At 56.9% G+C, this 24,985-nt stretch carries 23 protein-coding genes and 3 tRNA genes; 8 read left to right on the top strand and 18 right to left on the bottom strand.

All coding sequences use genetic code 11. The features are described 5' to 3' along the window. Positions 1–68: 68 nt before the first annotated feature. On the top strand, positions 69–1,460 hold the full coding sequence (locus tag EBL_RS07600; protein ID WP_002440138.1) for an L-cystine transporter: 1,392 nt from the start codon (positions 69–71) through the stop codon (positions 1,458–1,460). Between the two features lie 63 nt (positions 1,461–1,523). On the opposite strand, the gene cedA is transcribed toward EBL_RS07600, so the two are convergent. Next, positions 1,524–1,754, bottom strand: coding sequence for a cell division activator CedA (cedA, locus tag EBL_RS07595; protein ID WP_002440137.1), 231 nt, complete (start codon positions 1,752–1,754; stop codon positions 1,524–1,526). A gap of 163 nt (positions 1,755–1,917) precedes the next feature. After that, positions 1,918–2,256 carry an osmotically-inducible lipoprotein OsmE gene (gene osmE, locus EBL_RS07590; protein ID WP_002440134.1) on the bottom strand — a complete coding sequence of 113 codons (339 nt, stop codon included), beginning with the start codon at positions 2,254–2,256 and terminating at the stop codon, positions 1,918–1,920. Positions 2,257–2,520: 264 nt separating this feature from the next. On the opposite strand from osmE, the gene nadE reads away from it, so the two are divergent. From nadE to uspC, 3 genes are all read left to right on the top strand, one after another. Beyond that, the gene (nadE, locus tag EBL_RS07585) at positions 2,521–3,348 is read left to right on the top strand and encodes an ammonia-dependent NAD(+) synthetase (protein WP_002440133.1); all 828 of its coding nucleotides are present in this window, start codon (positions 2,521–2,523) and stop codon (positions 3,346–3,348) included. Positions 3,349–3,458: 110 nt separating this feature from the next. After that, positions 3,459–5,000, top strand: coding sequence for a nitric oxide reductase transcriptional regulator NorR (norR, locus tag EBL_RS07580; protein ID WP_002440132.1), 1,542 nt, complete (start codon positions 3,459–3,461; stop codon positions 4,998–5,000). A gap of 134 nt (positions 5,001–5,134) precedes the next feature. Continuing rightward, a complete protein-coding gene (uspC, locus tag EBL_RS07575) occupies positions 5,135–5,557 on the top strand; it encodes a universal stress protein UspC (RefSeq protein WP_002440131.1) in 423 nt (140 codons plus the stop codon). 11 nt (positions 5,558–5,568) lie between these two features. Here uspC and otsA read toward each other — a convergent pair whose 3' ends face one another. The 5 genes from otsA to EBL_RS07550 form a co-directional block, all read right to left on the bottom strand. Then, positions 5,569–6,993 (bottom strand): alpha,alpha-trehalose-phosphate synthase, encoded by a 1,425-nt coding sequence (gene otsA, locus EBL_RS07570; RefSeq protein WP_002440130.1) that lies wholly within the window; start codon positions 6,991–6,993, stop codon positions 5,569–5,571. Continuing rightward, positions 6,968–7,774, bottom strand: a complete 807-nt coding sequence (otsB, locus tag EBL_RS07565) for a trehalose-phosphatase (protein ID WP_002440129.1) — start codon at positions 7,772–7,774, stop codon at positions 6,968–6,970. Before otsB ends, otsA begins: the two co-directional genes overlap by 26 nt. 286 nt (positions 7,775–8,060) lie before the next feature. Further along, positions 8,061–9,047 carry an L-arabinose ABC transporter permease AraH gene (gene araH, locus EBL_RS07560; protein WP_002440128.1) on the bottom strand — a complete coding sequence of 329 codons (987 nt, stop codon included), beginning with the start codon at positions 9,045–9,047 and terminating at the stop codon, positions 8,061–8,063. Between the two features lie 27 nt (positions 9,048–9,074). Next, positions 9,075–10,589, bottom strand: coding sequence for an L-arabinose ABC transporter ATP-binding protein AraG (araG, locus tag EBL_RS07555; protein ID WP_034920046.1), 1,515 nt, complete (start codon positions 10,587–10,589; stop codon positions 9,075–9,077). Between the two features lie 52 nt (positions 10,590–10,641). After that, positions 10,642–11,631 carry an arabinose ABC transporter substrate-binding protein gene (locus EBL_RS07550; protein ID WP_002440125.1) on the bottom strand — a complete coding sequence of 330 codons (990 nt, stop codon included), beginning with the start codon at positions 11,629–11,631 and terminating at the stop codon, positions 10,642–10,644. A 913-nt stretch (positions 11,632–12,544) separates the two neighbouring features. On the opposite strand from EBL_RS07550, the gene EBL_RS07545 reads away from it, so the two are divergent. Then, entirely contained in the window at positions 12,545–13,036 is a 492-nt protein-coding gene (locus EBL_RS07545; protein ID WP_002440122.1) for a non-heme ferritin-like protein, read from the top strand. A gap of 49 nt (positions 13,037–13,085) precedes the next feature. On the opposite strand, the gene EBL_RS07540 is transcribed toward EBL_RS07545, so the two are convergent. Together EBL_RS07540 and EBL_RS07535 are read right to left on the bottom strand one after the other, a co-directional pair. Continuing rightward, on the bottom strand, positions 13,086–13,337 hold the full coding sequence (locus tag EBL_RS07540; RefSeq protein WP_002440120.1) for a DUF2766 family protein: 252 nt from the start codon (positions 13,335–13,337) through the stop codon (positions 13,086–13,088). Positions 13,338–13,394: 57 nt separating this feature from the next. Then, on the bottom strand, positions 13,395–14,255 hold the full coding sequence (locus tag EBL_RS07535) for a D-amino-acid transaminase (protein ID WP_014715957.1): 861 nt from the start codon (positions 14,253–14,255) through the stop codon (positions 13,395–13,397). Between the two features lie 182 nt (positions 14,256–14,437). Here EBL_RS07535 and EBL_RS07530 point away from each other — a divergent pair, with 182 nt between their 5' ends. Further along, the gene (locus EBL_RS07530; protein WP_002440117.1) at positions 14,438–15,856 is read left to right on the top strand and encodes an MFS transporter; all 1,419 of its coding nucleotides are present in this window, start codon (positions 14,438–14,440) and stop codon (positions 15,854–15,856) included. On the opposite strand, the gene EBL_RS07525 is transcribed toward EBL_RS07530, so the two are convergent. After that, a complete protein-coding gene (locus EBL_RS07525) occupies positions 15,853–16,284 on the bottom strand; it encodes a GNAT family N-acetyltransferase (RefSeq protein WP_002440116.1) in 432 nt (143 codons plus the stop codon). The genes EBL_RS07530 and EBL_RS07525 overlap by 4 nt on opposite strands. A 104-nt stretch (positions 16,285–16,388) precedes the next feature. Next, positions 16,389–17,027, bottom strand: a complete 639-nt coding sequence (locus tag EBL_RS07520) for an RpiB/LacA/LacB family sugar-phosphate isomerase (protein WP_002440115.1) — start codon at positions 17,025–17,027, stop codon at positions 16,389–16,391. Positions 17,028–17,329: 302 nt separating this feature from the next. Between EBL_RS07520 and tyrP the strand changes: the two genes are divergently transcribed. Next, the gene (gene tyrP, locus EBL_RS07515) at positions 17,330–18,541 is read left to right on the top strand and encodes a tyrosine transporter TyrP (RefSeq protein ID WP_002440114.1); all 1,212 of its coding nucleotides are present in this window, start codon (positions 17,330–17,332) and stop codon (positions 18,539–18,541) included. Between the two features lie 489 nt (positions 18,542–19,030). Then, positions 19,031–20,293 (top strand): aromatic amino acid transport family protein, encoded by a 1,263-nt coding sequence (locus tag EBL_RS07510; protein ID WP_002440112.1) that lies wholly within the window; start codon positions 19,031–19,033, stop codon positions 20,291–20,293. Positions 20,294–20,324: 31 nt separating this feature from the next. Here the strand turns inward: EBL_RS07510 and EBL_RS07505 are convergent, their stop codons facing one another. From EBL_RS07505 to uvrY, 7 genes are all read right to left on the bottom strand, one after another. After that, positions 20,325–20,885: a UPF0149 family protein gene (locus tag EBL_RS07505; RefSeq protein ID WP_002440111.1), complete on the bottom strand. Its 561-nt coding sequence runs from the start codon at positions 20,883–20,885 to the stop codon at positions 20,325–20,327. 176 nt (positions 20,886–21,061) lie between these two features. Next, a tRNA-Leu gene (locus EBL_RS07500) sits at positions 21,062–21,148 on the bottom strand. Positions 21,149–21,161: 13 nt separating this feature from the next. Beyond that, positions 21,162–21,235, bottom strand: a tRNA-Cys gene (locus EBL_RS07495). Positions 21,236–21,285: 50 nt separating this feature from the next. Continuing rightward, positions 21,286–21,361 (bottom strand) — tRNA-Gly (locus EBL_RS07490). Positions 21,362–21,508: 147 nt separating this feature from the next. Beyond that, positions 21,509–22,057 (bottom strand): CDP-diacylglycerol--glycerol-3-phosphate 3-phosphatidyltransferase, encoded by a 549-nt coding sequence (gene pgsA / locus EBL_RS07485; RefSeq protein WP_002440110.1) that lies wholly within the window; start codon positions 22,055–22,057, stop codon positions 21,509–21,511. A 55-nt stretch (positions 22,058–22,112) separates the two neighbouring features. Continuing rightward, positions 22,113–23,945 (bottom strand): excinuclease ABC subunit UvrC, encoded by a 1,833-nt coding sequence (gene uvrC / locus EBL_RS07480; RefSeq protein ID WP_002440109.1) that lies wholly within the window; start codon positions 23,943–23,945, stop codon positions 22,113–22,115. Further along, a complete protein-coding gene (uvrY, locus tag EBL_RS07475) occupies positions 23,942–24,598 on the bottom strand; it encodes a UvrY/SirA/GacA family response regulator transcription factor (protein ID WP_002440108.1) in 657 nt (218 codons plus the stop codon). The genes uvrC and uvrY overlap by 4 nt, the downstream gene beginning before the upstream one ends. Between the last annotated feature and the right edge of the window lie 387 nt (positions 24,599–24,985).

The raw sequence follows: 24,985 nt of genomic DNA, 5'->3' as shown, positions 1-24,985 counted from the left end.
GCTACCCTGAGCGGTATAAAGGCATGACCAATGAGCATGCCTGATTATAATGAACTGGAGATTTGGGGATGAACCTTCCACTTATTGCGAACGTTGTCGTGTTCGTTATTCTGCTGCTGGCGCTGTCCAGAACCCGCCACACTCAGTGGAGCCTGGCCAAAAAGGTGCTGCTCGGCCTGGGGATGGGGGTGGTGTTCGGCCTTGCGCTGCATACTGTCTACGGGGCCGGTAACCCGGTCATGGCCGCCACCATTCAGTGGCTGAATATCGTGGGCAACGGCTATGTGCAGATGCTGCAGATGATCGTCATGCCGCTGGTGTTCGCGTCTATTCTGAGCGCGGTAGCCCGCCTGCACAACGCCGCGTCGCTGGGTAAAATCAGCGTGCTGACCATCGGCACCCTGCTCTTCACCACGCTGATTGCCGCGCTGGTGGGGATTCTGGTCACCAACCTGTTCGGGCTGAGCGCCGAAGGTCTGGTCCAGGGGAGTGCGGAAACCGCACGGCTGAATGCCATTGAAACCAGCTATGCCGGTAAGGTGGCCGATCTCAGCGTGCCGCAGTTGATCCTCTCTTTTGTACCGAAGAACCCGTTTGCCGATCTGACCGGCGCGAACCCCACCTCGATTATCAGCGTGGTGATTTTCGCGACCTTCCTCGGCATCGCCGCCCTGAAACTGCTCAAAGACGATGTGGAAAAAGGCCAGCGCGTACTGGTGGCGATCGATACTCTGCAAAGCTGGGTGATGAAACTGGTGCGCCTGGTGATGCAGCTCACCCCGTACGGGGTACTGGCCCTGATGACCAAAGTGGTCGCCAGCTCTAACCTGCAGGACATCATCAAGCTGGGTGGCTTTGTGGTGGCCTCTTATATCGGGCTTGCCATTATGTTTGGCGTGCATGCGCTCCTGCTGGCGGTGAACGGCGTTAACCCGGTGAAATACTTCCGTAAAGTCTGGCCGGTTATCACCTTTGCGTTTACCAGCCGCTCCAGCGCCGCGTCCATTCCGCTCAATGTGGAAGCCCAGACCCGCCGTCTGGGGGTGCCGGAGTCTATTGCCAGCTTCTCAGCCTCTTTCGGCGCCACTATTGGCCAGAACGGCTGTGCGGGCCTGTACCCGGCAATGCTTGCGGTGATGGTGGCACCAACAGTTGGGATCAACCCGCTGGATCCGGTATGGATAGCCACCCTGGCCGGTATGGTGACTCTGAGCTCCGTAGGGGTTGCCGGTGTGGGCGGTGGCGCGACCTTCGCCGCGCTGATTGTGCTGCCGGCGATGGGCCTGCCGGTCACCCTGGTGGCGCTGCTGATTTCCGTTGAGCCGCTTATCGATATGGGCCGTACCGCCCTGAACGTGAATGGCGCAATGACCGCCGGGACCATCACCAGCCAGCTGATGAAGCAGACCGACACCGCCGTGCTGAACAGCGACGATTACGAAGCCCTGGCCCAGCGCTAACCGCCCGCAGGGCACCACAAAAAACGCCGTGCTGTAATCAGCGCGGCGTTTTTTTATTCCCGGTTACAGCTCATCCTGGCGAACCTGATCCGCCCAGCGCTGGGCGGCCTGGGGAATATCAAACCCCGGCGACTGGCGAAACCGGTCCCCCACCAGGATAAAAGCCACATATTTATTTTTCAGCACCCACACGTCCCGGTACTCCTCCATACGCCAGGCATGGCTGGGCGGCGCAGGCTCGACCCGGGGAACATAGCTGATGATAGGGCGGTTTTGCTGGCGAAGTGGTTTCATGGTGTCAAATCTGGCTCTATGGCAATCACACAAACTGCGGGAATTATACCTGAGCCCGGGGGGAACGTCGCCCGTCCTGTGCGCAACCGTGTGAACTGGCGGGTAAAATAGTGGGGTTAATCCGGTCTGCCAGCACAGGCTGCACTGGCAGACCGGCTGAAGGTCACTTTTTAGTGGAAGGGTCTGTATCATACTCGGCACAGGTCTGATACCCGGTGTTCATCACGTGGCCGGTATCGTCCAGCGCCACAAAGTAGGTATCAATCTTGCCATCCCGCTGCCCCAGGATATAGGTCTGGCAGGTGCCACGGGCATGGATCATGGTCACTTCGGAAGCCGGTTTACCGGCTATGGCGGCCACCTGACTGCGGGTCATTCCTTTTTTGACATCTTTCACGACCGGCTGGGTAAACTGATCTTTGGTACGATCATAAGCGGTACATCCCGCCAGCATGGCCAGTACTGCGGCGGCGCCGAATACGCCGGCTATGTGTTTATTCATTATTACGTCCTCTGATAACTATCAGGTTATTCCCGTTTTCAGTCTGGAATATAAAATACAATTTATCAACCTGTTAGCCATTTTACGCTCTATTCGTCACCAAAAAATCAGAATAATGTAACACCGGGCCAGTTCCGGACTTTTCCGCCACCGCCCGGGGAACAACCGCCCGGCTCTCGCTTGTCGTTTTCATCGCAACGCGGTAGTTTTACTGCCATTATTATCATTCGCCACCCGGCAGACTGACCTTAATGGAGGGGTTGTATGACTTTGCAGCAAGATATTATTCGCACTCTGGGGGTCAAACCGCAGATTAATGCCGGTGAAGAGATCCGCCGCAGCATCGATTTTTTAAAGTCATACCTGCAAACATATCCGTTCCTGCGCACCCTGGTGCTGGGGATAAGCGGCGGCCAGGATTCAACACTCACCGGCAAGCTCTGCCAGATGGCCGTCAGCGAGCTGCGTGAAGAGACCGGGGATAACAGCTACCAGTTTATTGCCGTGCGCCTGCCCTATGGTATCCAGGCCGACGAGCAGGACTGCCAGGACGCCCTGGCGTTTATTCAGCCGGACCGCACACTGACCGTGAATATCAAAGGCGCCGTACAGGCCAGCGAACAGGCACTGCGCGAGGCGGGCATCGAACTGAGCGACTTCGTGCGCGGCAATGAAAAGGCCCGCGAACGCATGAAGGCCCAGTACAGCATCGCCGCCATGACCAAAGGGGTGGTGGTGGGCACCGACCACGCGGCTGAAGCCCTGACCGGCTTTTTCACTAAATATGGCGATGGCGGCACCGACATTAACCCCATCTCCAGCCTGAACAAACGCCAGGGAAGACTGCTGCTCAAAACCCTCGGCTGCCCGGAGCACCTCTACCTGAAACAGCCCACGGCAGATCTGGAAGACGATCGCCCCTCCCTGCCGGATGAAGTGGCCTTTGGCATGACATACGATAATCTCGATGACTATCTGGAAGGGAAAAACCTGCCCCCGGACATCATCACCGCCATTGAAGGCTGGTATACCCGCACCGAGCATAAACGCCGCACGCCGATCACCGTGTTTGACGATTTCTGGCGCAAATAGGCCGCAGGCTGACCCGGGCCGGTAGTGACCGGCCAAATTCGCTGGTCTCGCTTATGGTCATTATGACAAAATCGGCAGACTGCCTGTCACCATGCCGTAAGCGAGCTATTATGACTCTCTCCGTAAATCTGCTGGCCACCCTTGCTATTGAACTCCAGCAAGGGCTGACCCACCAGGACCGCTTTCAGCGCCTGATCACCACCCTGCGCCAGATGCTGCACTGCGATGCCTCTGCCCTGCTGCGCTACGAAGGCCAGCAGTTTCGCCCGCTGGCGATAGACGGCCTGGCCCCGGATGTGCTTGGCCGCCGCTTCTCCCTTGATACCCACCCGCGCCTTGAGGCCATCGCCCGGGCGGGTGATATTGTCCGCTTCCCGGCAGACAGCACGCTGCCCGACCCTTACGATGGCCTGATCCCCGGCCAGCAGGCCCTGAAAGTCCACGCCTGTGTCGGGTTACCGCTGTTTGCCGGTCATAACCTGATTGGCGCGCTGACCCTCGACAGCATGTCCCCCCACCAGTTTGATACCTTCAGCAATGAAGAGCTGCGCCTGGTAAGCGCCCTGGCGGCAGGCGCCCTCAACAACGCCCTGCTGATTGAGCAACTGGAAAGCCAGAATTTACTGCTCCCCCGGGATAGCGCCAGCAGCGCCATTCCCGAAGCGGGCATGATTGGCCTGAGCCAGGGGATGCAGGCCCTGAAACACGAAATTGAGATTGTCGCCGCTTCAGATCTCAACGTGCTGATCAGCGGTGAAACGGGCACCGGGAAAGAGCTGGTCGCCAGAGCCATTCACGATGCCTCTCCCCGCAGCGCCAGGACGATGGTCTACCTCAACTGTGCCGCCCTGCCGGAAACGGTGGCCGAAAGCGAGCTGTTCGGCCACGTCAAAGGGGCGTTTACCGGGGCTATCGGCAACCGCCAGGGGAAGTTTGAGCTGGCCGATCACGGCACGCTGTTTCTGGATGAGATCGGTGAGCTCTCGCTGGCCCTGCAGGCCAAACTGCTGCGGGTGCTCCAGTACGGGGATATTCAGCGTGTGGGGGATGACCAGAGCCTGAGGGTCGATGTACGGGTGCTGGCCGCCACCAACCGGGATCTGAAAAGCGAAGTGCTGGCCGGGCGCTTCCGGGCAGATTTGTACCACCGGCTCAGCGTGTTCCCCCTCTGGGTGCCCCCCCTGCGCGAGCGCGGCGGCGATATTGTGCTGCTGGCCGGGTACTTCTGCGAGCAGTGCCGCGCCCGGCTTGGCCTGGACAGCGTAATACTGAGCGAAGACGCCGCCGCCCACCTGCAACAGTACGCCTGGCCGGGTAATGTCCGCGAGCTGGAGCACGCCATTTACCGCGCCACCATTGTGGCCCGGGCGGCCCAGTCCGGCCCGGACGTGGTGCTGTCTGCCGCCCACCTGCCGCTCTCTGCCGCGCCCGGGCCGGAAGCCCCCGCACAGCAGAGTACGCCAGCCCCGGCACTCCCCGGCGGCACAGGGGCCGCTGAGCTCAGCCTGCGCGATGCCACCGACGCCTTCCAGCGCCAGCTGATTGAGCAGGCCCTGGCCCGCCACCAGCACAACTGGGCCGCCAGTGCCCGGGCCCTGCACCTGGATGTGGCAAACCTGCACCGTCTGGCAAAACGGCTGGGCATGAAGTAAGCAGCCCGCGCGGGCAGACAAAAAAAGGGACCGGGTGGCCCGTCGGCGAATAAGAGTGCCAGCGCACAGTTTTCCGGGGCCACATCCCTCTACACTGCCGGAAAGGATGTCCGAGTCAGTGAATGGAGGAGTCAATGGCCTATAAGCGCCTGCTGGTCGCCGTCGCCCCGGGGGTGGAAAGTCAGCAACTGGTTGAGAAAGCCGTGGCGCTCGCCCGGCCGGTACAGGGGTCGATTACGCTACTTACCCTGGCGGTGGAGCCGGCGTTTTATCAGCATATGACCTCCCCCATGCTTGAGGATCTGCGCGATCTCCTGCTGGAGGAGACCCACCTGTTTCTTGATGACCTGGTCGCACACTGTGACTACCCGATAACCTCACGCCGGATAGTCACAGGCGAACTGGCCCCGCAGCTGATCGCCGCCTGTGAAGAGGAAAATATCGACTTGCTGATCTGCGGTAACCACAACAGCAGCCGGTTCAGTAGCGCCGTGTGCGCCGCCCGTAAAGTTATCGCCACCAGCCAGAGAGATGTGCTGCTTATCTGCCTGCGCTGACAGGGCCAGCCCTATGCCCGCCGGGGAAACGGCGCGACTTTACTGCCCATCTCCGGCTTTAACGCTCCGCTCTCCAGGCGCCGGAGATCCCCGATAAACCGCTGCTGCCAGTGGTCAATATCATTTCTGGTCAGGACCGCCATTGCCTCACTGTGGCGGGCGATACGCTCGGCCAGCGGCATACTCAGCGCCTGATGCAGGGCACTGGCCATATCGTCACGATCGTAGGGGTTCACCAGCAGGGCGGACGTCAGCTCCTGGGCGGCACCGGCAAAGCGCGACAGGATCAACACCCCGGGGTTGGCCGGATCCTGGGCGGCCAGATACTCCTTCGCCACCAGGTTCATACCGTCCCGCAACGGGGTCACCAGGCCCACATCCGCGTAGCGAAACACTTTCATCAACAGTTTGCGATCAAAGTGCTGATTCAGATAATAGAGCGGTGTCCAGCCCAGCTGACCATATTTCCCGTTGATCCGCCCGGCTTCGGTCTCCAGCTGGTGGCGGATATCCTGATACGCCTGCACCTCCCCCCGGGAGGTGGGGGCTATCTGGGTATAGCGGATACGCCCGTGGTGCTCCGGGTAGCGCGCCAGCAGATGTTCAAAGGCGGCAAAGCGCTCAGGCAGCCCTTTGGAGTAATCCAGCCGCTCTACCGAGAAGATATTCTGCACCCGGGCCAGCTCCGCCCGGAGCTGCGCCAGCTTGGGCGGTAGCGGGCCTGCCGCCTGGCGGGCAATTTCCGCCGGGGAGATGCCTATCGGGTAGACATCCGTATGAAAGACTTTGCCATAGGCCTGGTGGCTGCCGGAGGCCGTGGTATATAACAGCGTCTCCGCACTCAGGGTGTCGAGAAACGACTGGCGGTCCCCCCCGGTCTGGAACCCTAACAGATCATAATCACACATCTGCTCCAGCAGGCGGGCATAAGGCGGCAGCGCGGTAAAGATATCCGGTGCCGGGAAGGGTATATGCAGGAAAAAGCCTATCCGGTTGCGCACCCCGCGCTTGCGCAGCTCGCTGGCAAAGGGCAGTAAGTGGTAATCGTGGATCCACAGGATGTCATCCGGTTCAATCAGGGGCAGCAGTTTGTCTGCCAGGCGGCTGTTTACCCGGGCATATCCCTCCCAGGCCTGGCGATCATATTTCACCAGATCCAGCCGGTAGTGGAAGGCGGGCCACAGCACCGCATTGGAAAACTGGCAGTAATACTGCTGGTGATCTTCCTCACTCAGATCAAAGGATGCCCAGTGGATATTGCCGCGCCTGACGGTGTGTAGCGGGCCATCCGGGTCGCCTGTCTCCCCGCTCCAGCCAAACCACAACCCGCCGGTGGCTTCCAGCGCCCCAAGCACGCCAACCGCGAGCCCGCCAGCGCTGGCTTTTTTGTCATCCGGTGCGGAGATACGGTTAGAGACAACGACTAAACGGCCCATGGCTCACCCCCCTGACGCTTGCGCCGGTTGCGGCCGCCTCCAGACGGTTAACCACCTGCTCCAGCCAGTGATACACCTCGGTCACGCCGCTCAGCCGGTAACGGGCGAGCGTTTCCCCCTCCCCGACTTTGATACTGAGGCCCCCCCGGAGGTTAACCTCGTCAAAGGCGCTTTCATCGGTCATATCGTCCCCCATAAACAGAGGCGGCCGCCCCCGGAAGGGTGCCTCCTCCAGAAAACGGGCCAGCGCCATGCCCTTCGAGACCCCGGCAGGCCGGATTTCGACCACGCATTTTCCCGGCTGGAGAGCCAGCTCCGGGTAGGGACGAATCAGTTGCTCCACCGCCTGGATTAACGCCGTTTCTGAGAGCGTCACCCCCCGGTAGTGCAGCGCGAATGCGATGCCTTTCTCTTCAAGCCTGGTGCCGGGAAAGCGCAGGCACACCGCCTGTAGCTGCTGGCGAAGCGGGTCTGTCAGACCGGCGGGAAGCGTTACTGCGCTGATCAGGCCATTGATATCACGGCGCTCTGCACCATGCACGCCACCAAGGGCAAAGCGCAATGGTGCGGTCAGTGTGTCCAGATCCTCCAGGGAGCGCCCTGAAATCAATGCCATGGCATCATGGCTTGCGGCCTGTAACCGGGCCAGTAGCCGTTTTCGCCCGGCGGGCAGTGTTACCATTTCTGGCCGGGGCTGTAGCTCTGCCAGGGTGCCATCAACATCAAAAAAAAAGCTGTATTGTCCGGATATCAGGGGTGGTACAGGGAGTGCATCATCCACCTTAAGGTCCTCCTGTTGCGGGTGTCATATTGTCTGTCTGCGATCGGCTTTATGCTGTTTGTGCCAGCGGCACACAATGGGCCGAATTTATCATTAGCGTAAAAAGTATAGACTCTGAGGCTGACCCCGCCATGCCGGACGGCGGCCCGCAGACCAGGAAAGGGGCAAAACGGTGACGGAATTGTCTGAAAAACGCGCTGTTTTATGAGGAAACAGTGGCGGGAAAATTATCCGGATAATAGGCAAAACGCCCCGGCAGCGTGCCGGGGCGGTAACAGGCAGGCGGTTATACGGTGTTTTTCGCTTTCTGTTTGTAGCGGTCAAAAATCACCGCTGCCAGCAGGATCAGGCCACGCACCACATATTGCGAGAACGGGGAGATGTTCAGCAGGTTCATGGCGTTCTCCACGGTGCCGAGGATCAGAATACCCGCCACCACATAAGAGATTTTACCAATCCCCCCTTTCAGGGAGACCCCGCCCAGCACACAGGCCGAGATAACAATCAGCTCATAGCCGATAGAGGTCATCGGCTGGCCGCTGGTCATCCGCGAGGCCAGAATAATCCCCGCCGCCGCAGACACCAGGCCGGACAACACGAAAATGATGATCTTGGTCCGCACAACCGGCACCCCGGCCAGGCGGGCAGCTTCTTCGTTACCCCCGATAGCCAGCGTATTGCGCCCGAAGGTGGTTTTGTTGAGCAGGAAGCCAAAAATAACCAGGCAGATCACCGTCAGCCAGATGGGCGCAGGCAGGCCCAGCCAGTTGGCATAGCCCAGCTCGAAGAAGCGCTCATCTTCGATCCCCACCGCTTTACCGTCGGAGATGATATAGGCCAGGCCGCGCACAATTTGCATGGTCGCAAGGGTGGTTATCAGGGCGTTAATCTTAAGCCGGGCAATCACAAACCCGTTAACCAGACCACTGAGTACCCCGATCATCAGCCCGGCAAATACGCCGATCCACAGGCTTTCGGAGAGATTAATCACCACCGCTGTGGTCACCCCGGCGCAGGCAATGACCGAGGCAACGGACAGGTCAAAATCCCCGGAGGCCAGGCAGAACAGCATCCCGCAGGCCACCATCCCCGACATGGAGATAGCCAGCCCCAGCCCTTTCATATTGATAAAGGTGGCAAAATTGGGCACAAAAATGGCGCAGCCCAGAAACAACACCGCAAAGACCACCAGCATGCCGTACTGATCCCAGATACGGCCAAAACTAAACCGCGACGGCGTCGCGCCAGATCCAGATGTAGTTAACGAAGACATAAGCATTACTCCCGTTTACGCGGCGTATCAGGCCACAGCCTTGCTGATTTTTGGCATGGCGAGGCTCAGGGCCTGCTGCTCAGTTGCCTGTTCATGAAGAAGCTCCCCGGCGATTTCGCCTTCACGCATCACCAGGACACGGTCGGCCACGCCAAGCACTTCCGGTAAGTCACTGGACGCAAATAAAACGGCAACCCCGCGTTCGGCCAGTGCGTAAATCACGTTGTAGATTTCGTGCTTCGCCCCCACGTCGATACCGCGCGTGGGCTCATCGAGCATGATGATGTTCATCTCTTCCGACAGCCAGCGGCCGAGAATCGCCTTCTGCTGGTTGCCACCGGACAGGTTCATAATCAGCTGTTCGGCGCCGGGCGTTTTAATGTTCAGCGAGTTAATATGGTGCCGGGCGTTTTCTGCCTCCCATTTGGGGTTTATCAGGCACCAGGCGCGCAGAAACTTACGCCGGGCGCTGATATTGATATTCTCCCGCACCGAGTGCACCGGAATAATCCCGTCCGCTTTGCGATCCTCAGGGCACAGCATCATCCCTGCGGCAATGGCATCCGCCGGTTTGCGGATAGTGACCGGTTTCCCGTCAATCAGCACCTGGCCGCCGGTTATCTGCGTGGCGCCAAACAGCCCTTTCATCAGCTCGCTGCGCCCGGCCCCCACCAGCCCGAACAGGCCAACGATTTCACCACGGCGCACCGTCAGAGAGACCGGGGCACGGACACCCGGGGCTTTCACCTCGTCAAGATGCAGGCACGGCTCCCCGTACTGGCGCGGTTTCCAGCCGTAGATATCCCCCAGGTCGCGCCCCACCATCGCCTGTACCAGCGAATCGTGGTTGACCTGGTTCATATCGGAAAACGTGCAGACATAGCGCCCGTCTTTAAAAACGGTTATCGCATCGCTCAGTGCGAAGATCTCCTCCATACGGTGGGAGACATACAAAATTACCCGCCCTTCGGCGCGCAATTCGCGGATCACCCGGAACAGATTGTCAATTTCCCGGGCAGAGAGCGAACTGGTGGGCTCATCAAAGGCAATAATTTTGGCGTTACGGGCCAGCGCTTTGGCAATTTCAACCATCTGCCACTGGCCGATAGAGAGATATTTCAGCGGAGTCTGTGGATCGATATCCAGACCCAGGTGTTTCAGCTGCAGCCCGGCTTCATAATTAAGCAGGCTGTTGTTAACAATACCGCCCTTATGGGGCAGCTGGCCCAGCCAGATATTTTCGGCAACGGTCATCTCCGGCACCAGGTGGAGCTCCTGGTAGATGATAGCCACGCCAGCGTCCAGGGCGGCGGCGGTATCTTTAAAGCGCATCGGCTGGCCGTTTATCGCCAGGGAGCCGGTGGTCGGCGCGTAGTTTCCGCTGAGGATCTTAAGCAGGGTGGATTTACCGGCCCCGTTCTCCCCCATCAGCGCATGGATCTGACCGGCATGGCAGTCAAAACTGATGTCCTGCAACGCTTTTACACCGGGAAAGGTTTTCCCGATACCACGAAAAGAGAGGTATGGCGTTTGCTGCATAATGCCTCCTGATTTCACGGGTCAGGCGGGCCTGCGCCCGCCATCCTGTGCGCAATTACTTGCCGCCCAGCCCTTTTTTCGCCAGTTCTTCTTTGAAGTTATCCCGGGTGATCAGGACCACGTCGGTCACTTCGGTAAATTTCGCCGGTTCTGCGTCTTTGGTGACCCAGTTGTAGAGCATCTCGCTGGATTTATAACCGTGGATGTCCGGGCTCGGGAGCAGTGAACCGTAGAAGCCGGTCGCGGAAGATTTAGACAGCTCGTTTACCGCATCGACCCCGTTGATACCGATACCGATAACGTTCGCCGCTTTGAAGCCCTGGCCTTCGGTGGCGCGCACGCCGCCCAGGACCGTATTGTCATTCATGCCGACAATCAGCCACTGTTTCACTTCCGGGTGCTGAACCAGCATGGAGTTAGCCGCGTCGAATGCGCCGGGGATATCGTTAGATTTGGTGGGCACCTGGTAGATCTGTTTTTCCGGGAATCCGGCGGCTTTCAGCGCATCAACGGACCCGGTAGTGCGGCGGCGGGCAGTATCCAGCTCGTTTGCGGTAATCGCCATCACCGCGGTGGTTTTCACATCCCAGCCGCGTTTTTGCATCTCTTTATACAGCTCCTGCCCCTGGCGCTCGCCAATTTTGGTAGCGGCCATCATCACCAGCGGCACTGTTTCCATCGGTTTTCCTTTGGCGTTCACGAACTGATCATCCACCGCGATCACTTTCATGTCGTAGCCGCGGGCTTTGGCAACAATGGCCGAGCCCAGTTTGGGATCTGGCGTACAGATAACAAACCCTTTAGCGCCGCTGGCGGCCAGGCTGTCGATGGCATTCAGGGTCTTTTCACCGTCCGGAATGGCAATTTTAATGACATCAAAGCCGAGATCTTTGCCGGCTTTATCTGCAAATTTCCATTCAGTCTGGAACCAGGGCTCTTCCGGTTGTTTCACCAGAAAACCCAGTTTTAAATTTTCGGCCATAGCGGAATGTGACATAACCGCAGCAAGTCCGATGGCGACAAACGCTTTAGTGAATTTGTGCATGATAAACTCCAGGCTGAGCAGGGTAATTGGCCGGATAAAAACCAGCGTTTTAGATGTTATAGTTAAGAAAACAAGAGATTAGTGCTGACTCATGATCAGGCACTGAAAACCTGCATTAGTTTTAGCGGGAAATTAATCCTCCATAGGAGAGCAAACTCACACCACAGAATTTCAGTAATTACGTACATAGATTTAGCATGTTATCCCATAAAAAAGAGCATTTTCATCACACAATTAATTTTCCGCCAGCCGTTTTATCCATATGTTCAGCCTGCCTGTGCTGGCCCCCCTGCGGCAGGTAAACGCTGGCCTCCGGGCGGGTATGACGGTTATTCATTTCGCCCTCAATTAATTATTTTTATTTATATATCCCGGGCGGGAATATCTGATAACTCCGGTAAATATTGATCCAGCGCAAATAGTATTCCGCCACAAACCTATTAGCGCTAAACTTTATTTATCTGTCGTAATACATACGGGTGATTTGCCAATAACAGCGTTATTCAAAAATGGCGCTGCGACACAAATTTATACATATTTTTTGTAAAAATCTCACTCCTTAAAAGTCAATAAGTTATCAACTGAGTGAAAATTAACCCACCAGAAGATACACAGAAATAAATCTTTATAAATCATACAGATAAAATAGATTTTATTCTCTGATCTGGTATAGCAAATCAGGGTGTAAATAACCGTAAACCCTCCGTTTTAGGCGTTTTCTGGATGCATGAGAAGGAGTATTATGCATCGGCACAAGCATCCGCCCGGTGATGTTGTGATGTAACGCATAAGTTGTTAAGCAGATCACTATTTTCTTTATTATCATTCTTACCTCGCGCCGCAATTTTCTATTTCACGAAGAAATAGACGCGTGCCGGGTAGAAAATAAGCACCATCAAAAAAGGATATTTTTATGGCAGTTTTCGGAATGGTTGAGAAACTCAACGCCCAGATGAACCGTGTCTTTTATTCATCCAACCTTTATTTACAGCTGAGCTCCTGGTGCAGTGAGCACAGCCTGAACGGCACCGCATATTTCCTGCGCCAGCAGGCTCAGGGTGATGTCACCCAGATGATGCAGTTATTCGACTATATGAAAGAATCCGGCGCGAATCCGGTGGTGGGTGAAATAAAGGTGCCGGGTAATCCCTGCGACTCCCTGGAAACACTGTTTGAAAAAGCCCTGGCCGATCACCAGGGGCGCCGCACCGCGCTGGCGCAGTTATTCTCCGAAGCGGAAGCGCTGAACGACACCACGACACTGCACTTCCTGCAGGGCATTCGCGCCCGGCTTAATCAGACCGGTCAGTTACTGAAAACCCTCTCTGACGAGGCGCACAACGCGCGTATCGCCGGGATGTGCATGGCACAGACCGACAAGCACCTCGCCGGTCTGCTGCACTAATTTCCGCAGATATCTTTACCGGCACCCGCAGACGGCTGCCGGTAAAGGCTTAATGCGCCGTTTCCTGGGGCGTGAATTTCAGCTCAATCAGCGCAATGGCTTTCTGGACCGCCCGGCGGGTAACCGGATCTGCCGCCGCCGGGTTACCGGCGAAATCGATGCTTTTCAGCTGTTGGGCCATTTTGTCGCGCACTTCAACCGGGGCAATCACATCAATCACGTCAAGGATCTGTTTGATCACCAGCTGGCAGGCAACGACGTCGGACACCAGTTCCTGATCGGCGGAAAGCATATCTGACATTGAACTCACTCCTGTAAATAGCAAAGGCGCCATAGTACATGCCCGGGCGCACTGCTGTCACTCTTCGTCACGGCGGATCCAGTTGATCAGACCACGGCGCAGCGCCTGCGCCACCGGCCCGGGTGTACCGTCTGCAATGCGGCAGCCATCCAGCTCCACGACCGGCATAATGAGTGCCGTTGTCGAGCTGATAAACAGCTCTTTTGCCCCACGGGCCTCTTCCGGGGTGAACAGCCGCTCAGTAAGATGCAGGCCATTTTGCGCGATAAGCTCAATCAGTAAACGCCGGGTGGTGCCGGGCAAAATACCGCTGCCCAGCGGGCGCGTGATCACCGTATTGTCCCGGGTCACAATAAACACATTGGAGGAGGTGCCCTCAGTTATCATGCCGTTTTCCACCAGCAAGGCGTCATCCACCCCCTGACGCCGGGCGGCGGTGTAGGCCATACTGGCCGCCAGCAGCGAGACGGTTTTCAGATCCCGGCGCTGCCAGCGCACATCCGGGCGGGTGATCATCCGCAGCCCCCGGGCCGCTTCCGGGGTATCTACCAGGGTTTTTTGCTGGGTAAACAGCACAAGGGTTGGCGGGTTAGTGACCTCCGCATAGCTGAAGTCGCGATCGCCGGCGTCCCCCCGGGAGAGCTGCAAATAAATCACCCCTTCCCCGAGCTGGTTTTTCGCTATCAGCGTGCGGTGTATTTCCTCCAGCTCCGCGTCGGACCAGGGGCACTCCAGCTCCAGGCCCGCACAGGAGCGCCGCAAGCGGTGCAGGTGGTCATCCAGATCCCAGAGCTGACCATCAATGACCGCCGTGACCTCATAGACTGCATCCCCGAACAGCGCGCCCCGGTCAAATATTGATATTGTGGCCTGTTGCTCATCCATATACTGCCCGTTTACATACACTGTCCGTGCCATCATGTGCCTCTCTTCATCATTGGTACTCTGTTCTTCAAACCATAAACCAGATAACCGCCTTCATCCATGCGGTGGGATAAATGCCGGCGGAAAAACCAGCAACGGAAATATTTCCTTGCGCCAGTCCGTGTTTACTGCAAAGCTGGAAACATTAAAACACTATTTTATTTCTGGTAATCACCGTGTCTGACTCTCACATTGTGCCGGGGCGATGGGGGCTTTCCCCCACGGCATTGCTGGTGGCGGGTGCCTTTTTCATGGAGTTTCTCGACGGTACGGTCATCGCGACCGCGCTGCCGCAGATGGCGCTGTTTTTCGGCGTGCGCCCGGTTGATTTAAATATTGGTATCAGTGCCTATTTACTGACGCTGGCGGTGCTTATTCCCGCCAGTGGCTGGATTGCCGACCGTTTCGGCGCGCGGAAGATTTTCACCCTCGCGCTGGCGATTTTTACTTTTGCCTCGGTATTGTGCGGCCTGGCGGAAAATGTCACCACCTTTGTGGCCATGCGGGTACTCCAGGGGGTGGGCGGTGCGCTGATGGTGCCCGTCGGCCGCCTGGCGGTACTGCGCACCACGCCGAAAGATCAACTGATCAAAGCCATCGCAACCCTGACCTGGCCTGCCCTGGTCGCGCCGATTATCGGCCCGCCTCTGGGGGGATTTATCACCCAGTTTGCCGACTGGCGCTGGATCTTTTTTATTAATCTGCCCATAGGTCTGGTGGCGATAGCCCTCGCCTGGCGGATTGTGCCGGATATCAAAGCCGAAGAGCGGCGCCCCTTTGACACCCGGGGATTTGTGGCGATGGCGCTTGCCATGACGGGGCTGGTTATCGGCATGGAGATGCTCGCCGCCAGAGATCCCGCCCCCTGGAAAACCGCTGCAGCCTTGCTGACCGGCCTGCTGGCACTGTTCTGGACACTGCGCCACTTTCGCCGCGCCGCCCACCCGATGATCCGCCTGGACGCCATGCGCATCCCCACTTTTGCGGTGACCATGTACGGGGGCTCGCTCTTTCGCTGCTCCATCAGCGCGGTGCCGTTTCTGCTGCCGCTTCTGTTTCAGGTGGGGTTCGGGATGGATGCGTTTCACGCCGGATCTCTGGTGCTGGCGGTATTTGCCGGTAACCTGGCCATGAAGCCCGCCACCACCTGGCTTATCCGCCGCCTGGGGTTCAGGCCGCTGCTGCTGATAAACGGCACGCTGAATGTGCTGGCCCTGCTGGCCTGTGCGCTGCTGACGCCCCACACGGCCACCTGGGTTACCCTGGTGATTTTGTTCCTCGGCGGTATGTTTCGCTCCATGCAGTTTACCGCCGTGAGCACCCTGGCCTTCGCCGATGTACCGGCCGCCTCCATGAGCTACGCCAATACCCTGTTCAGCACCGCCACCCAGCTGGCCGTGGGGCTGGGGATAACCCTCGGGGCCATCGGGGTGCGAATAGGTGAGCTGATTGCCCGCTGGCCGCCGCTGGCAGACATTCCCGGGATCAGTTTCCGGCTGGCTTTTGTTCTGGTTGCCCTGATCTGCCTGCTGGGAATGGCGGACACCCTGCGCCTGCCCGCCCGGGCCGGTAGCACGGTGTCCGGCAAAAATTAGCGGTTATAGACCACAAACGGGATCTGGTGGCCGATACTGTCATACAGACGGCGCGCCGCCTGATTATCCTGCTGAGTGAACCAGTACACCCGATCGCACTGGCGTTTATCCGCCAGTTGCCCCGCGTAGGCAAACAGGGCCCGGGCAATACCCTGGCCCCGGTATTCCGGCGCCACCAGCAGATCCTCCACATAGCAATAACCGTGCAGGCTCCAGGTGGAGGGGTGAAAAACCAGATTCATCAGCCCGGTCAGCTGACCATCGTCACCGGTGGCCACCAGACCCAGCATCTCATTACCGGCGCACAACCGCTCAAAGACCGAACGGGTCACCCCGGCGGGAAGCTCATGCTGATAAAAATCCAGATATTGTTGCCATAACGGCATCCAGTGGGAAAAATCGCTTTGGGTGACGGGTCTTATATTCATGGGCACTCCGGGCTAAAAATAGAGAGATTGCCACATGTTATCGCAAAGCGTAAGTACAAAAACGGCCCACAGATTGCGGGCCGGATGAGGTCGTGTGTTGCGGATTACGCCAGGATAGCGCGGACAAACGCTTCGATTTCTTTATCCTGGCAGTTTTCAAAGAAGCACTGCTGGAAACGCTCGCCAGAGACGGCGGTTTTCACCAGCTGCGGATCGATAGCGCGCAGGGTATCCAGATAGTTATCTTTCACGACTGCGGCTTTCACCTGGTTGAGGATCCCCGCATTGCGCACCTGCGGCTCTTTACGCTCTGGCGGGTAACCCTCGCCGTTACGGCCGGTGAAGGCTTTTTCAAAGATAAAGCGCACATTCAGCTCCGCCCCCCAGCCAAACCCTTTGGCAAACGGCAGTGACAGGGCGTTACCGTTGTTGATCTGGGCAAACAGGAAGGCATCAGCCGGATCAATACAGTAACCGCACACCACGCCCGGGTGAATGTTCAGGGACATCAGCGCCCCCTGGCCGGTGCCGCAGCCGGTTACCACAAAATCAACAGCGCGGGAGTTCAGCAGAATACTCGCCATAATACCGAGATGGATATAGGTCAGATGGTGGTCCTGCTCATCGCACATGCCCACGTTATAGACCGGATACCCCTTCTCTTCGACAACGGATACCAGCTCTTTATGGATAATGGCATTTTTCGCCGCCTGGCTGTTTTCCATCATCAGTGCAATTTTCATTCTTTCTTCTCCTGAGTCAACGCTGTTTATCACCGCGAATGAGGGACTGTTCCCACCCGCGATGGTTTATAACAAACATATTTTCAAATTTAATGAAATTTCGTTTTGAAAACATAGCATATATTCACAGTTTTGCACTTCTGGCCGGTCTTTTTTCTTATGACCGACCGGCAGACCACGACCGGCCGCAAAAGTGTAAATTTATCATTACACGCATTGTAAAGTGCATTTGACGAAATCCCATTTTTGCCTTACTCTGCCGCACGATTTGATGGAAATCCGCTCCACAGACAGAGGAAATAGTGAAAAACCGCACATTAGGCAGTGTATTTATCGTAGCCGGGACCACCATTGGCGCAGGTATGCTCGCCATGCCGCTGGCGGCGGCAGGGGTCGGGTTTGGTGTCACCCTGATATTACTGGTGAGCTTATGGGCCCTGATGAGCTATACCGCACTGCTGCTGGTGGAGGTTTATCAGCACGAACCGGCCGATATGGGGCTTGGCAGCCTGGCGTTACGCTACCTGGGCCGCCCCGGGCAGTGGCTTGCGGGCTGCAGTATGCTGTTTCTGATGTACGCCCTGACCGCCGCCTATATCAGCGGGGCCGGTGAATTACTTGCTGCCAGCCTGGGCCAGTGGCTGGAGATGACCATCAGCCCCGCGTCCGGGGTGCTGCTGTTTACGGTGATTGCCGGTGGCGTGGTGTGTGCCGGTACGGCAATGGTTGATATGTTTAACCGCCTTCTGTTCAGCGCCAAAGTGATCTTCCTGATGATTATGCTGGCCCTGCTGATGCCCCATATTCACAAAGCGAATCTGCTGACCCTGCCCCTGAGCCAGGGGTTAACCCTGTCGGCGCTGCCGGTTATTTTCACCTCGTTTGGCTTTCACGGCAGCGTTCCCAGTATTGTCAGCTATCTGGACGGTAACCTGCGCAAGCTGCGGATGGTATTTATCACCGGCAGCGCCATCCCGCTGGTGGCTTATATCCTGTGGCAGCTGACCACCCTTGGCACCATCAGCAGTGACAGCTTCCTCGGTATTATGGCCAGCCACAGCGGCCTGAACGGGCTGCTCCAGGCCATTCGGGAGGTGGTCGCCACCCCTCATGTGGAGCTGGCGGTGCATCTGTTTGCCGATCTGGCGCTGGCCACCTCGTTCCTCGGGGTGTCTCTCGGGCTGTTTGACTACCTGGCGGATCTTTTCCAGCGTAATAATCGTGTCTCCGGCCGGTTACAGACCGGGCTTATCACCTTTTTACCCCCGCTGGCGTTTGCCCTGTTTTATCCCCGTGGGTTTGTGCTTGCCCTTGGCTATGCGGGGGTTGCGCTGGCGGTGCTTGCCCTGGTGTTGCCAGCGCTGCTGGTCTGGCAGAGCCGTAAACACGCCCCGGCAGGCAGCTACCAGGTTGCGGGCGGCAAGCCGGTATTATGCCTGGTATTGCTGTGTGGCGCGGGAATTATTGCAGTGCAGGCGGCCATCGCCCTGAAGCTGCTGCCCGCCGTCGGCTGATACGCGGCATAAAAAAGAAAACCACCCCGGAGGGTGGTTTTCACGACACTGCTTTTTTGATTTTATTGTGCCGGGCTGGCCGGGGATTATTAACGTTCCGCCTCTGACAGGGTCGCTTCTGACGCGGCCTGCTGCCTGCCCGGGTAACGCTGATACCGTTCGGTAAAATACTAACCAGCCCTCTCCCTGAACACAAGCCTGATGGCAGGCCCGGCGGTCTGACCGCTGGTTATTTCAGCATGTCTTATTTCCGCACGGCTTATTTTCGAACGCCCTGATTTTCAGCCCCTTCCCTTCCCGGGGCAAAACCATAAAGCACTGCTTATATTTCCGGCTGTTAGCTTCAGTTATGGCACGGAGAATATCAACGAAACATAAACGAAGGTGATACCTCTAAGTTATTAGAAATATATGATATTTATCACTGCCGCGCTGCGGGATATTCATTACATTTCCGCCAAATACAGGTCTCAGGAAGGACGTTCATAGATGAGTGATATTTATCTCAGCGGAAGCAGGGACACCGTGGCCGGTAGCCGTCAGTTTGATACCACCTGGATACTGAGCCTGTGTGGCACAGCGATAGGTGCCGGGGTGTTTTTTTTACCGATCAGCGCCGGGGCGGGCGGGTTCTGGCCACTGGTGGTGGCGACTGTTATTGTCGGCCCCGTCGTCTGGCTGGCCCACCGGGGGCTGGCCCGTTTTGTGCTCTCGTCAAAAGAGCCCGGGTGCGATCTTACCGCCGTGGCGGAAGAGCATTTTGGTGCCGCCGCCGGGATGCTTATCACCCTGCTCTATTTTTTGGCTGTCTATCCGCTTTTGCTGATCTACGGTGTCGGGCTCACTAATACCGTCAATGGGCTGCTGGTCAGCCTGCCCGGTATGCCCCCGGTGCCGCGCCCGCTGCTGGCGCTGATAGTGATTGTGGTGCTGATGTCTGTTGTACTGGCCCGCGAAACCGTGATGCTGAAGGTGACCGGGTTGCTGGTCTACCCGCTGGTGGGAATACTGGTGTTTTTGTCGCTCTGTCTGATCCCCCACTGGAGCCGGGCGGCGCTGACGGTGATACCCGGAATAAGGGATTTCACCACCACCCTGTGGCTGGCCCTTCCGGTGCTGGTGCTCTCTTTTAACCACTCACCGGCGATTTCCGCTTTTGCCCTCGCCCTGCAGCGTGAGTACGGCGCGCAGGCAGAGCAAAAAGCCAGCCAGATACTGTGTAAAACCGCTGCGGTGCTGCTGGTGTTTGTCATGCTGTTTGTTTTCAGCTGTGTGCTGGCGGTTACCCCGCAGGATCTTGCCCGGGCGAAGGGGCTGAATATTTCCATGCTCTCCTGTCTGGCGAATAAATTTAATAACCCGCTGCTCGCGTTGTCTGGCCCGCTGGCGGTGATACTGGCACTTTCCAGCTCGTTTTTTGGCTACTACCTGGGGGCCCGCGAAGGCTTACAGGGGCTGGTAAAAAAGATGGCGCGGCACCAGGGGAAAAGCGTGGATCCGCGTAAGCTGAATATTGGTATTGCGGTTTTCTTCCTGGTCACCCTGTGGGCTGTCGCCACACTGAACCCGGGTATTCCGGGGATGGCAGAAGTGCCGGGCGGCCTGGTTATCCTGGTGATTCTGTTTATGATGCCGGTGTATGCCATCCGCCGGGTGCCGGCGATGGCCGGATATGCCGGAAGACGCAGCAATGTGTTTATCACTCTGGCGGGGGGTGTTGCCATCCTGGCAATGGTCTGCTCCCTGTGGTGAGCACCGGGTAACCCCGGTGCTGTTGGCAGACTCAGTGGGTTTTACGCCACCACTGGTAAATGGCCAGTGCGGCCGGGCGGATCGCCTCAATACTGGCTAAGAACTCATCCGCAGAGAGAGTGTCCAGCCGGTCGAAGTTCTGCTCTTCCCCGTGCAGCGCAATCGCATCAAGGGCGGGCTGTACCTCGGGTGGCAGTGCGGACCAGCGGCCCAGCGCCACACCGCGCATATAGCCAAAGCACCACTCTTCCACAATGGTGACTTCCTGCCCTTCCACATCGCGCAGGCCAAACATGGGATCAAACTGGTCCCGGGCGTCGTGCAGGCGCAGGGCGATATCTTCCATATGCTGGAAGAGCAGCTCACTAAAGCGCGCCTGTTGCTCCGGGTCGTGCCAGTGAGGCAGGTGCTCATTACCGCCCCACATGGCGGGGATCCAGCGCTGTGGCGGGATCAACACCGGGCCGGAAAGTACCGCCGTTAAAAAACCATCCAGTTCAGAGACATCCAGTACCGATGCATCGCTACCGTACTCCAGCAGCATATCGTCCAGCCATTCCAGTTCACCGGCATCTAACGGGCCCTGACTCATAAGTTATTCCTCTGTTTTTTAATCGGACAGGCGGCATCATCTACACGCTACGGGGGGTATTATGCATCTGAATGAAATAATTTGCGCTCTTCATCGGCAGAATGGCAGATATAAAAAAACCACCTTGCGGTGGTTTCTTATCAGATTTAATTCTTTGTCTTTAAAGACCTTTCCCATGGTACCCGGAGCGGGACTTGAACCCGCACAGCGCGAACGCCGAGGGATTTTAAATCCCTTGTGTCTACCGATTCCACCATCCGGGCTCGGGAAGAAAAGTGGAGGCGCGTTCCGGAGTCGAACCGGACTAGACGGATTTGCAATCCGCTACATAACCGCTTTGCTAACGCGCCAAATTGTGTTCCCTTTCGGGTGACACCCGCCGGAGCGTGTGTCTCTTAACTGGAGCGGGAAACGAGACTCGAACTCGCGACCCCGACCTTGGCAAGGTCGTGCTCTACCAACTGAGCTATTCCCGCAGTATCAAGTAAGCTAATCACTTGATTTTGTTATCGTCCGGAAGAGTGTGCCGCCGTTCGATGCGTTGCATTCTACTTACCTGACGCGGTGAGTCAACGATATTTTTCACCCCAGTGCATCGTTTGCTGAAAATTACGGCGAACTGATCACTGATCAAGCAAATCGCCCCGTGCAGCGCTCAGATACTGGAACATTGACCACAAGGTAAGCACCGCCGCGACAAAAAATAACGCGATACCCAGGGACTCAATCCACATATTCGGCCGCCACAGCAGCGCAATCAGCGCCAGCATCTGGGCCGTGGTTTTCACTTTACCAATCCAGGAGACCGCCACGCTGCTGCGTTTCCCCAGCTCCGCCATCCATTCACGCAGGGCAGAGATAATAATCTCGCGGGCAATCATTGTGGCGGCCGGTAAGGTCACCCACCAGCTGTGGTAATACTCCACCACCAGCACCATGGCAATCGCCACCATGACTTTGTCCGCCACCGGGTCCAGAAACGCCCCGAAACGGGTGCTCTGGTTCCAGCGCCGGGCCAGAAAGCCATCAAACCAGTCCGTAATTGCCGCCAGCCAGAAGATAAATGCGCAGGCAAAAGGCGCCCACGTAAAAGGCAGATAAAACGCGAGGACAAAAAACGGGATCAGAATAACTCGGAACAGCGTTAATAGAGTTGGTATGTTAAATCGCATAGCACCGGTAACTATTTGTCGTCAATGGAGATTGACCTATGTTGCTACATAGGAATTAATGTTTCAACGAGTAGTAGATCTTTTCTGCCAGCGCCTGCGAAATCCCCGGCACTTTTGCGATCTCTTCCACACTCGCGTTCATCAGGGGTTGTAAGCCCCCCATGTACTTCAGCAACTGCTGGCGGCGTTTAGGGCCAATGCCTTCTATCTCCTCCAGCGAGCTGGTGTTCTTCACTTTGGCCCGTTTTTTCCGGTGGCCGCTAATGGCATGATCGTGAGACTCATCGCGGATATGCTGAATCACATGCAGCGCCGGTGAATCCGGTGGCAGAGAAAAACCATTCCCTTCAGGCTCAAGGAACAGCGTCTCAAGCCCTGCTTTACGGTCACTGCCCTTCGCCACCCCCAGCAGCAGCGGGTGCTGCTTGTCCCAGGTGACATCCAGATCAGCAAATACCTCTTTAGCCTGGCGTAACTGCCCTTTCCCGCCGTCAATCAGAATGACATCCGGGATCTTACTCTCATCAATCGCTTTTCCATAACGGCGGCGCAGTACCTGATTCATCGCCGCGTAATCATCGCCGGGCGTAATGCCCTCTATATTGTAGCGGCGATACTCCGCGCGTAATGGGCCATTTGCGTCAAATACCACACAGGATGCGATCGTTTGTTCGCCCATGGTGTGGCTGATATCAAAACACTCCATGCGCTTTATCTCCGGCAAGTGCAGCACTTTTGCCAGCTCCGTCAGCCGCTGGCTGACTGTCGCCTGCTGGGAGAGCCGGGTCACCAGCGCGGTGGCCGCATTGGTGCGCGCCAGTTTCAGATACCGGGCACGGGGGCCACGGGGGCGGGTCTCCACATGAATTCGCCGCCCGGCGATTTCACTGAGCGACTCTGCCAGCACGTTTTTGTCTGTCAGCGTAAAATCAAGCAGGATCTCGCCGGGCAGAGTGCGCGCCTGGCTACCCTGTAAATAAAACTGCCCGACAAACGTTTCGACCACTTCGCTAAGCTCGGTGCCGCCCGGGATTTTCGGGAAATAGCTGCGGCTGCCCAGCACTTTCCCCTGGCGGATAAACAGCACATGCACGCAGGCCATCCCGGCCTCGAAGGCCACACCAATTACGTCCAGATCGTCGCCGGTGTTCGACACAAACTGCTTTTCCGTGACCCGGCGCACGGCCTGGATCTGATCCCGGAAGCGGGCGGCATCTTCAAACTCCAGATTTTCGCTGGCGTTCTCCATGCGGGCGATCAGCAGCCTGAGCACCTGGTCATCCTTACCGGATAAAAACAACCGCACATACTCAACCTGGCGCGCATACTCCTCTTCGGTCACCAGCCCCTTCACGCAGGGGCCAAGGCAGCGCCCAATCTGATACTGCAGACACGGGCGCGAGCGGTTACGGTAAACGCTGTTTTCACACTGGCGGATGGGGAAGATTTTTTGCAGCAGGGCCAGAGTTTCGCGAACGGCATAACCATTAGGAAACGGGCCGAAATATTCCCCCCGGGCGTGTCTGGCACCCCGGTGCATCGCCAGTCTGGGGTGATGCTCGCCGCTCAGAAAAATAAAGGGGTAGGATTTGTCATCACGCAGCAGCACGTTATAGCGCGGCTGGTACAGTTTGATGTAGTTGTGTTCCAGCAGCAGGGCTTCTGTCTCGGTATGGGTGACCGTGACATCAATTTGCGCAATCTGGCTGACGAGCGCTTGCGTTTTACGGCTGGCGACCTGGGTACGGAAATAGCTGGAAAGGCGTTTTTTCAGATCTTTCGCTTTACCAACATAAATAACGGTCCCGCTGGCGTCATACATCCGGTAGACGCCTGGCTGGCTGGTGACCGTTTTCAGAAATGCTTTAGAATCAAACACGGCGCTCACTGACTGGCTAATGTCTCCGCACTGCAGAGACCATGACGGATAGCCAGGTGGGTCAACTCAACATCCCCACTGATATTCAGCTTACTGAACATCCGGTAGCGATAGCTGTTCACCGTTTTCGGGCTGAGATTCAGCTGTTCTGAGATCTCGTTGACCTTCTGGCCCCGGGTGATCATCAGCATAATCTGTAATTCGCGTTCAGACAAACTGGCAAAAGGCGATTCTGTCTTTGCGGGTTCAATCTGGCTCAGCGCCATTTGCTGGGCGATATCAGAAGCGATATAACGCTGCCCGGAGTGCACCGAACGGATAGCGCTGACCACCTCCTGGGGGGCGGCGCCTTTACTCAGGTAACCTGCTGCCCCGGCCTGCATCACCCTGGTGGGTAATGGGTTTTCAGTATGGACGGTCAGCATAATCACCCGAATATCAGACGATGCGCGGGCAATCTTACGTGTTGCTTCCAGGCCACCAATACCGGGCATGCTCATGTCCATCAACACAACATCAACCGGATTGGTCCTGCACCATTTTACGGCATCTTCGCCGCAGCAGGCCTCCCCGGCGACTTTTATGCCCTTGATATCTTCAAGAATGCGTCGTATCCCTGCGCGCACCAGTTCGTGATCATCAACAAGAAGTACGTTGATCAATGGATGAATCTCCAGAAATAGGGATAACGCGGCTAACTAACTCGGGCGTATCTTAACGGTTTTTATTGTAAGTTTGAAACCGCAAAATTCATTACTGAGATCTGTAACCAGCTTTGCGGAAATAATTTTTCCGGAAACCTTCAGGAAAATAACCCTGTTGGCTCAGGGAAATGGTTAATAGATTCGGTATCTGTTCGGCATAAACAAAATAAGACACATATATTTAATAAATACTCTATTTTAATTAACTTTAAATATACATAATATAAACAAGCCGCAGACTGGCGCGCCACAGGCGGTGTTGGGCAAAAAACAACCTGTTATGATTTGCTCATTTTACGGCGCGCGTATTTTTCACGGCTTATGCTATACTCCGCCGTCCTGGAG

The sequence above is a fragment of the Shimwellia blattae DSM 4481 = NBRC 105725 genome, assembly GCF_000262305.1.
In the GTDB taxonomy this organism is placed as follows: Bacteria; Pseudomonadota; Gammaproteobacteria; order Enterobacterales; family Enterobacteriaceae; genus Shimwellia; species Shimwellia blattae.
The sequence above is the reverse complement of the archived record's forward strand: the minus strand, read 5'-3'. Positions and strand labels throughout refer to the sequence as shown.

What these genes read in the sequence shown, in the direction of transcription:
- EBL_RS07600 (WP_002440138.1), top strand. Translation starts at nt 69, where the DNA reads ATGAACCTTCCACTTATTGCGAACGTTGTCGTGTTCGTTATTCTGCTG.
- cedA (WP_002440137.1), bottom strand. Translation starts at nt 1,754, where the DNA reads ATGAAACCACTTCGCCAGCAAAACCGCCCTATCATCAGCTATGTTCCC.
- osmE (WP_002440134.1), bottom strand. Translation starts at nt 2,256, where the DNA reads ATGAATAAACACATAGCCGGCGTATTCGGCGCCGCCGCAGTACTGGCC.
- nadE (WP_002440133.1), top strand. Translation starts at nt 2,521, where the DNA reads ATGACTTTGCAGCAAGATATTATTCGCACTCTGGGGGTCAAACCGCAG.
- norR (WP_002440132.1), top strand. Translation starts at nt 3,459, where the DNA reads ATGACTCTCTCCGTAAATCTGCTGGCCACCCTTGCTATTGAACTCCAG.
- uspC (WP_002440131.1), top strand. Translation starts at nt 5,135, where the DNA reads ATGGCCTATAAGCGCCTGCTGGTCGCCGTCGCCCCGGGGGTGGAAAGT.
- otsA (WP_002440130.1), bottom strand. Translation starts at nt 6,993, where the DNA reads ATGGGCCGTTTAGTCGTTGTCTCTAACCGTATCTCCGCACCGGATGAC.
- araH (WP_002440128.1), bottom strand. Translation starts at nt 9,047, where the DNA reads ATGTCTTCGTTAACTACATCTGGATCTGGCGCGACGCCGTCGCGGTTT.
- EBL_RS07550 (WP_002440125.1), bottom strand. Translation starts at nt 11,631, where the DNA reads ATGCACAAATTCACTAAAGCGTTTGTCGCCATCGGACTTGCTGCGGTT.
- EBL_RS07545 (WP_002440122.1), top strand. Translation starts at nt 12,545, where the DNA reads ATGGCAGTTTTCGGAATGGTTGAGAAACTCAACGCCCAGATGAACCGT.
- EBL_RS07540 (WP_002440120.1), bottom strand. Translation starts at nt 13,337, where the DNA reads ATGTCAGATATGCTTTCCGCCGATCAGGAACTGGTGTCCGACGTCGTT.
- EBL_RS07535 (WP_014715957.1), bottom strand. Translation starts at nt 14,255, where the DNA reads ATGGCACGGACAGTGTATGTAAACGGGCAGTATATGGATGAGCAACAG.
- EBL_RS07525 (WP_002440116.1), bottom strand. Translation starts at nt 16,284, where the DNA reads ATGAATATAAGACCCGTCACCCAAAGCGATTTTTCCCACTGGATGCCG.
- EBL_RS07520 (WP_002440115.1), bottom strand. Translation starts at nt 17,027, where the DNA reads ATGAAAATTGCACTGATGATGGAAAACAGCCAGGCGGCGAAAAATGCC.
- EBL_RS07510 (WP_002440112.1), top strand. Translation starts at nt 19,031, where the DNA reads ATGAGTGATATTTATCTCAGCGGAAGCAGGGACACCGTGGCCGGTAGC.
- EBL_RS07505 (WP_002440111.1), bottom strand. Translation starts at nt 20,885, where the DNA reads ATGAGTCAGGGCCCGTTAGATGCCGGTGAACTGGAATGGCTGGACGAT.
- pgsA (WP_002440110.1), bottom strand. Translation starts at nt 22,057, where the DNA reads ATGCGATTTAACATACCAACTCTATTAACGCTGTTCCGAGTTATTCTG.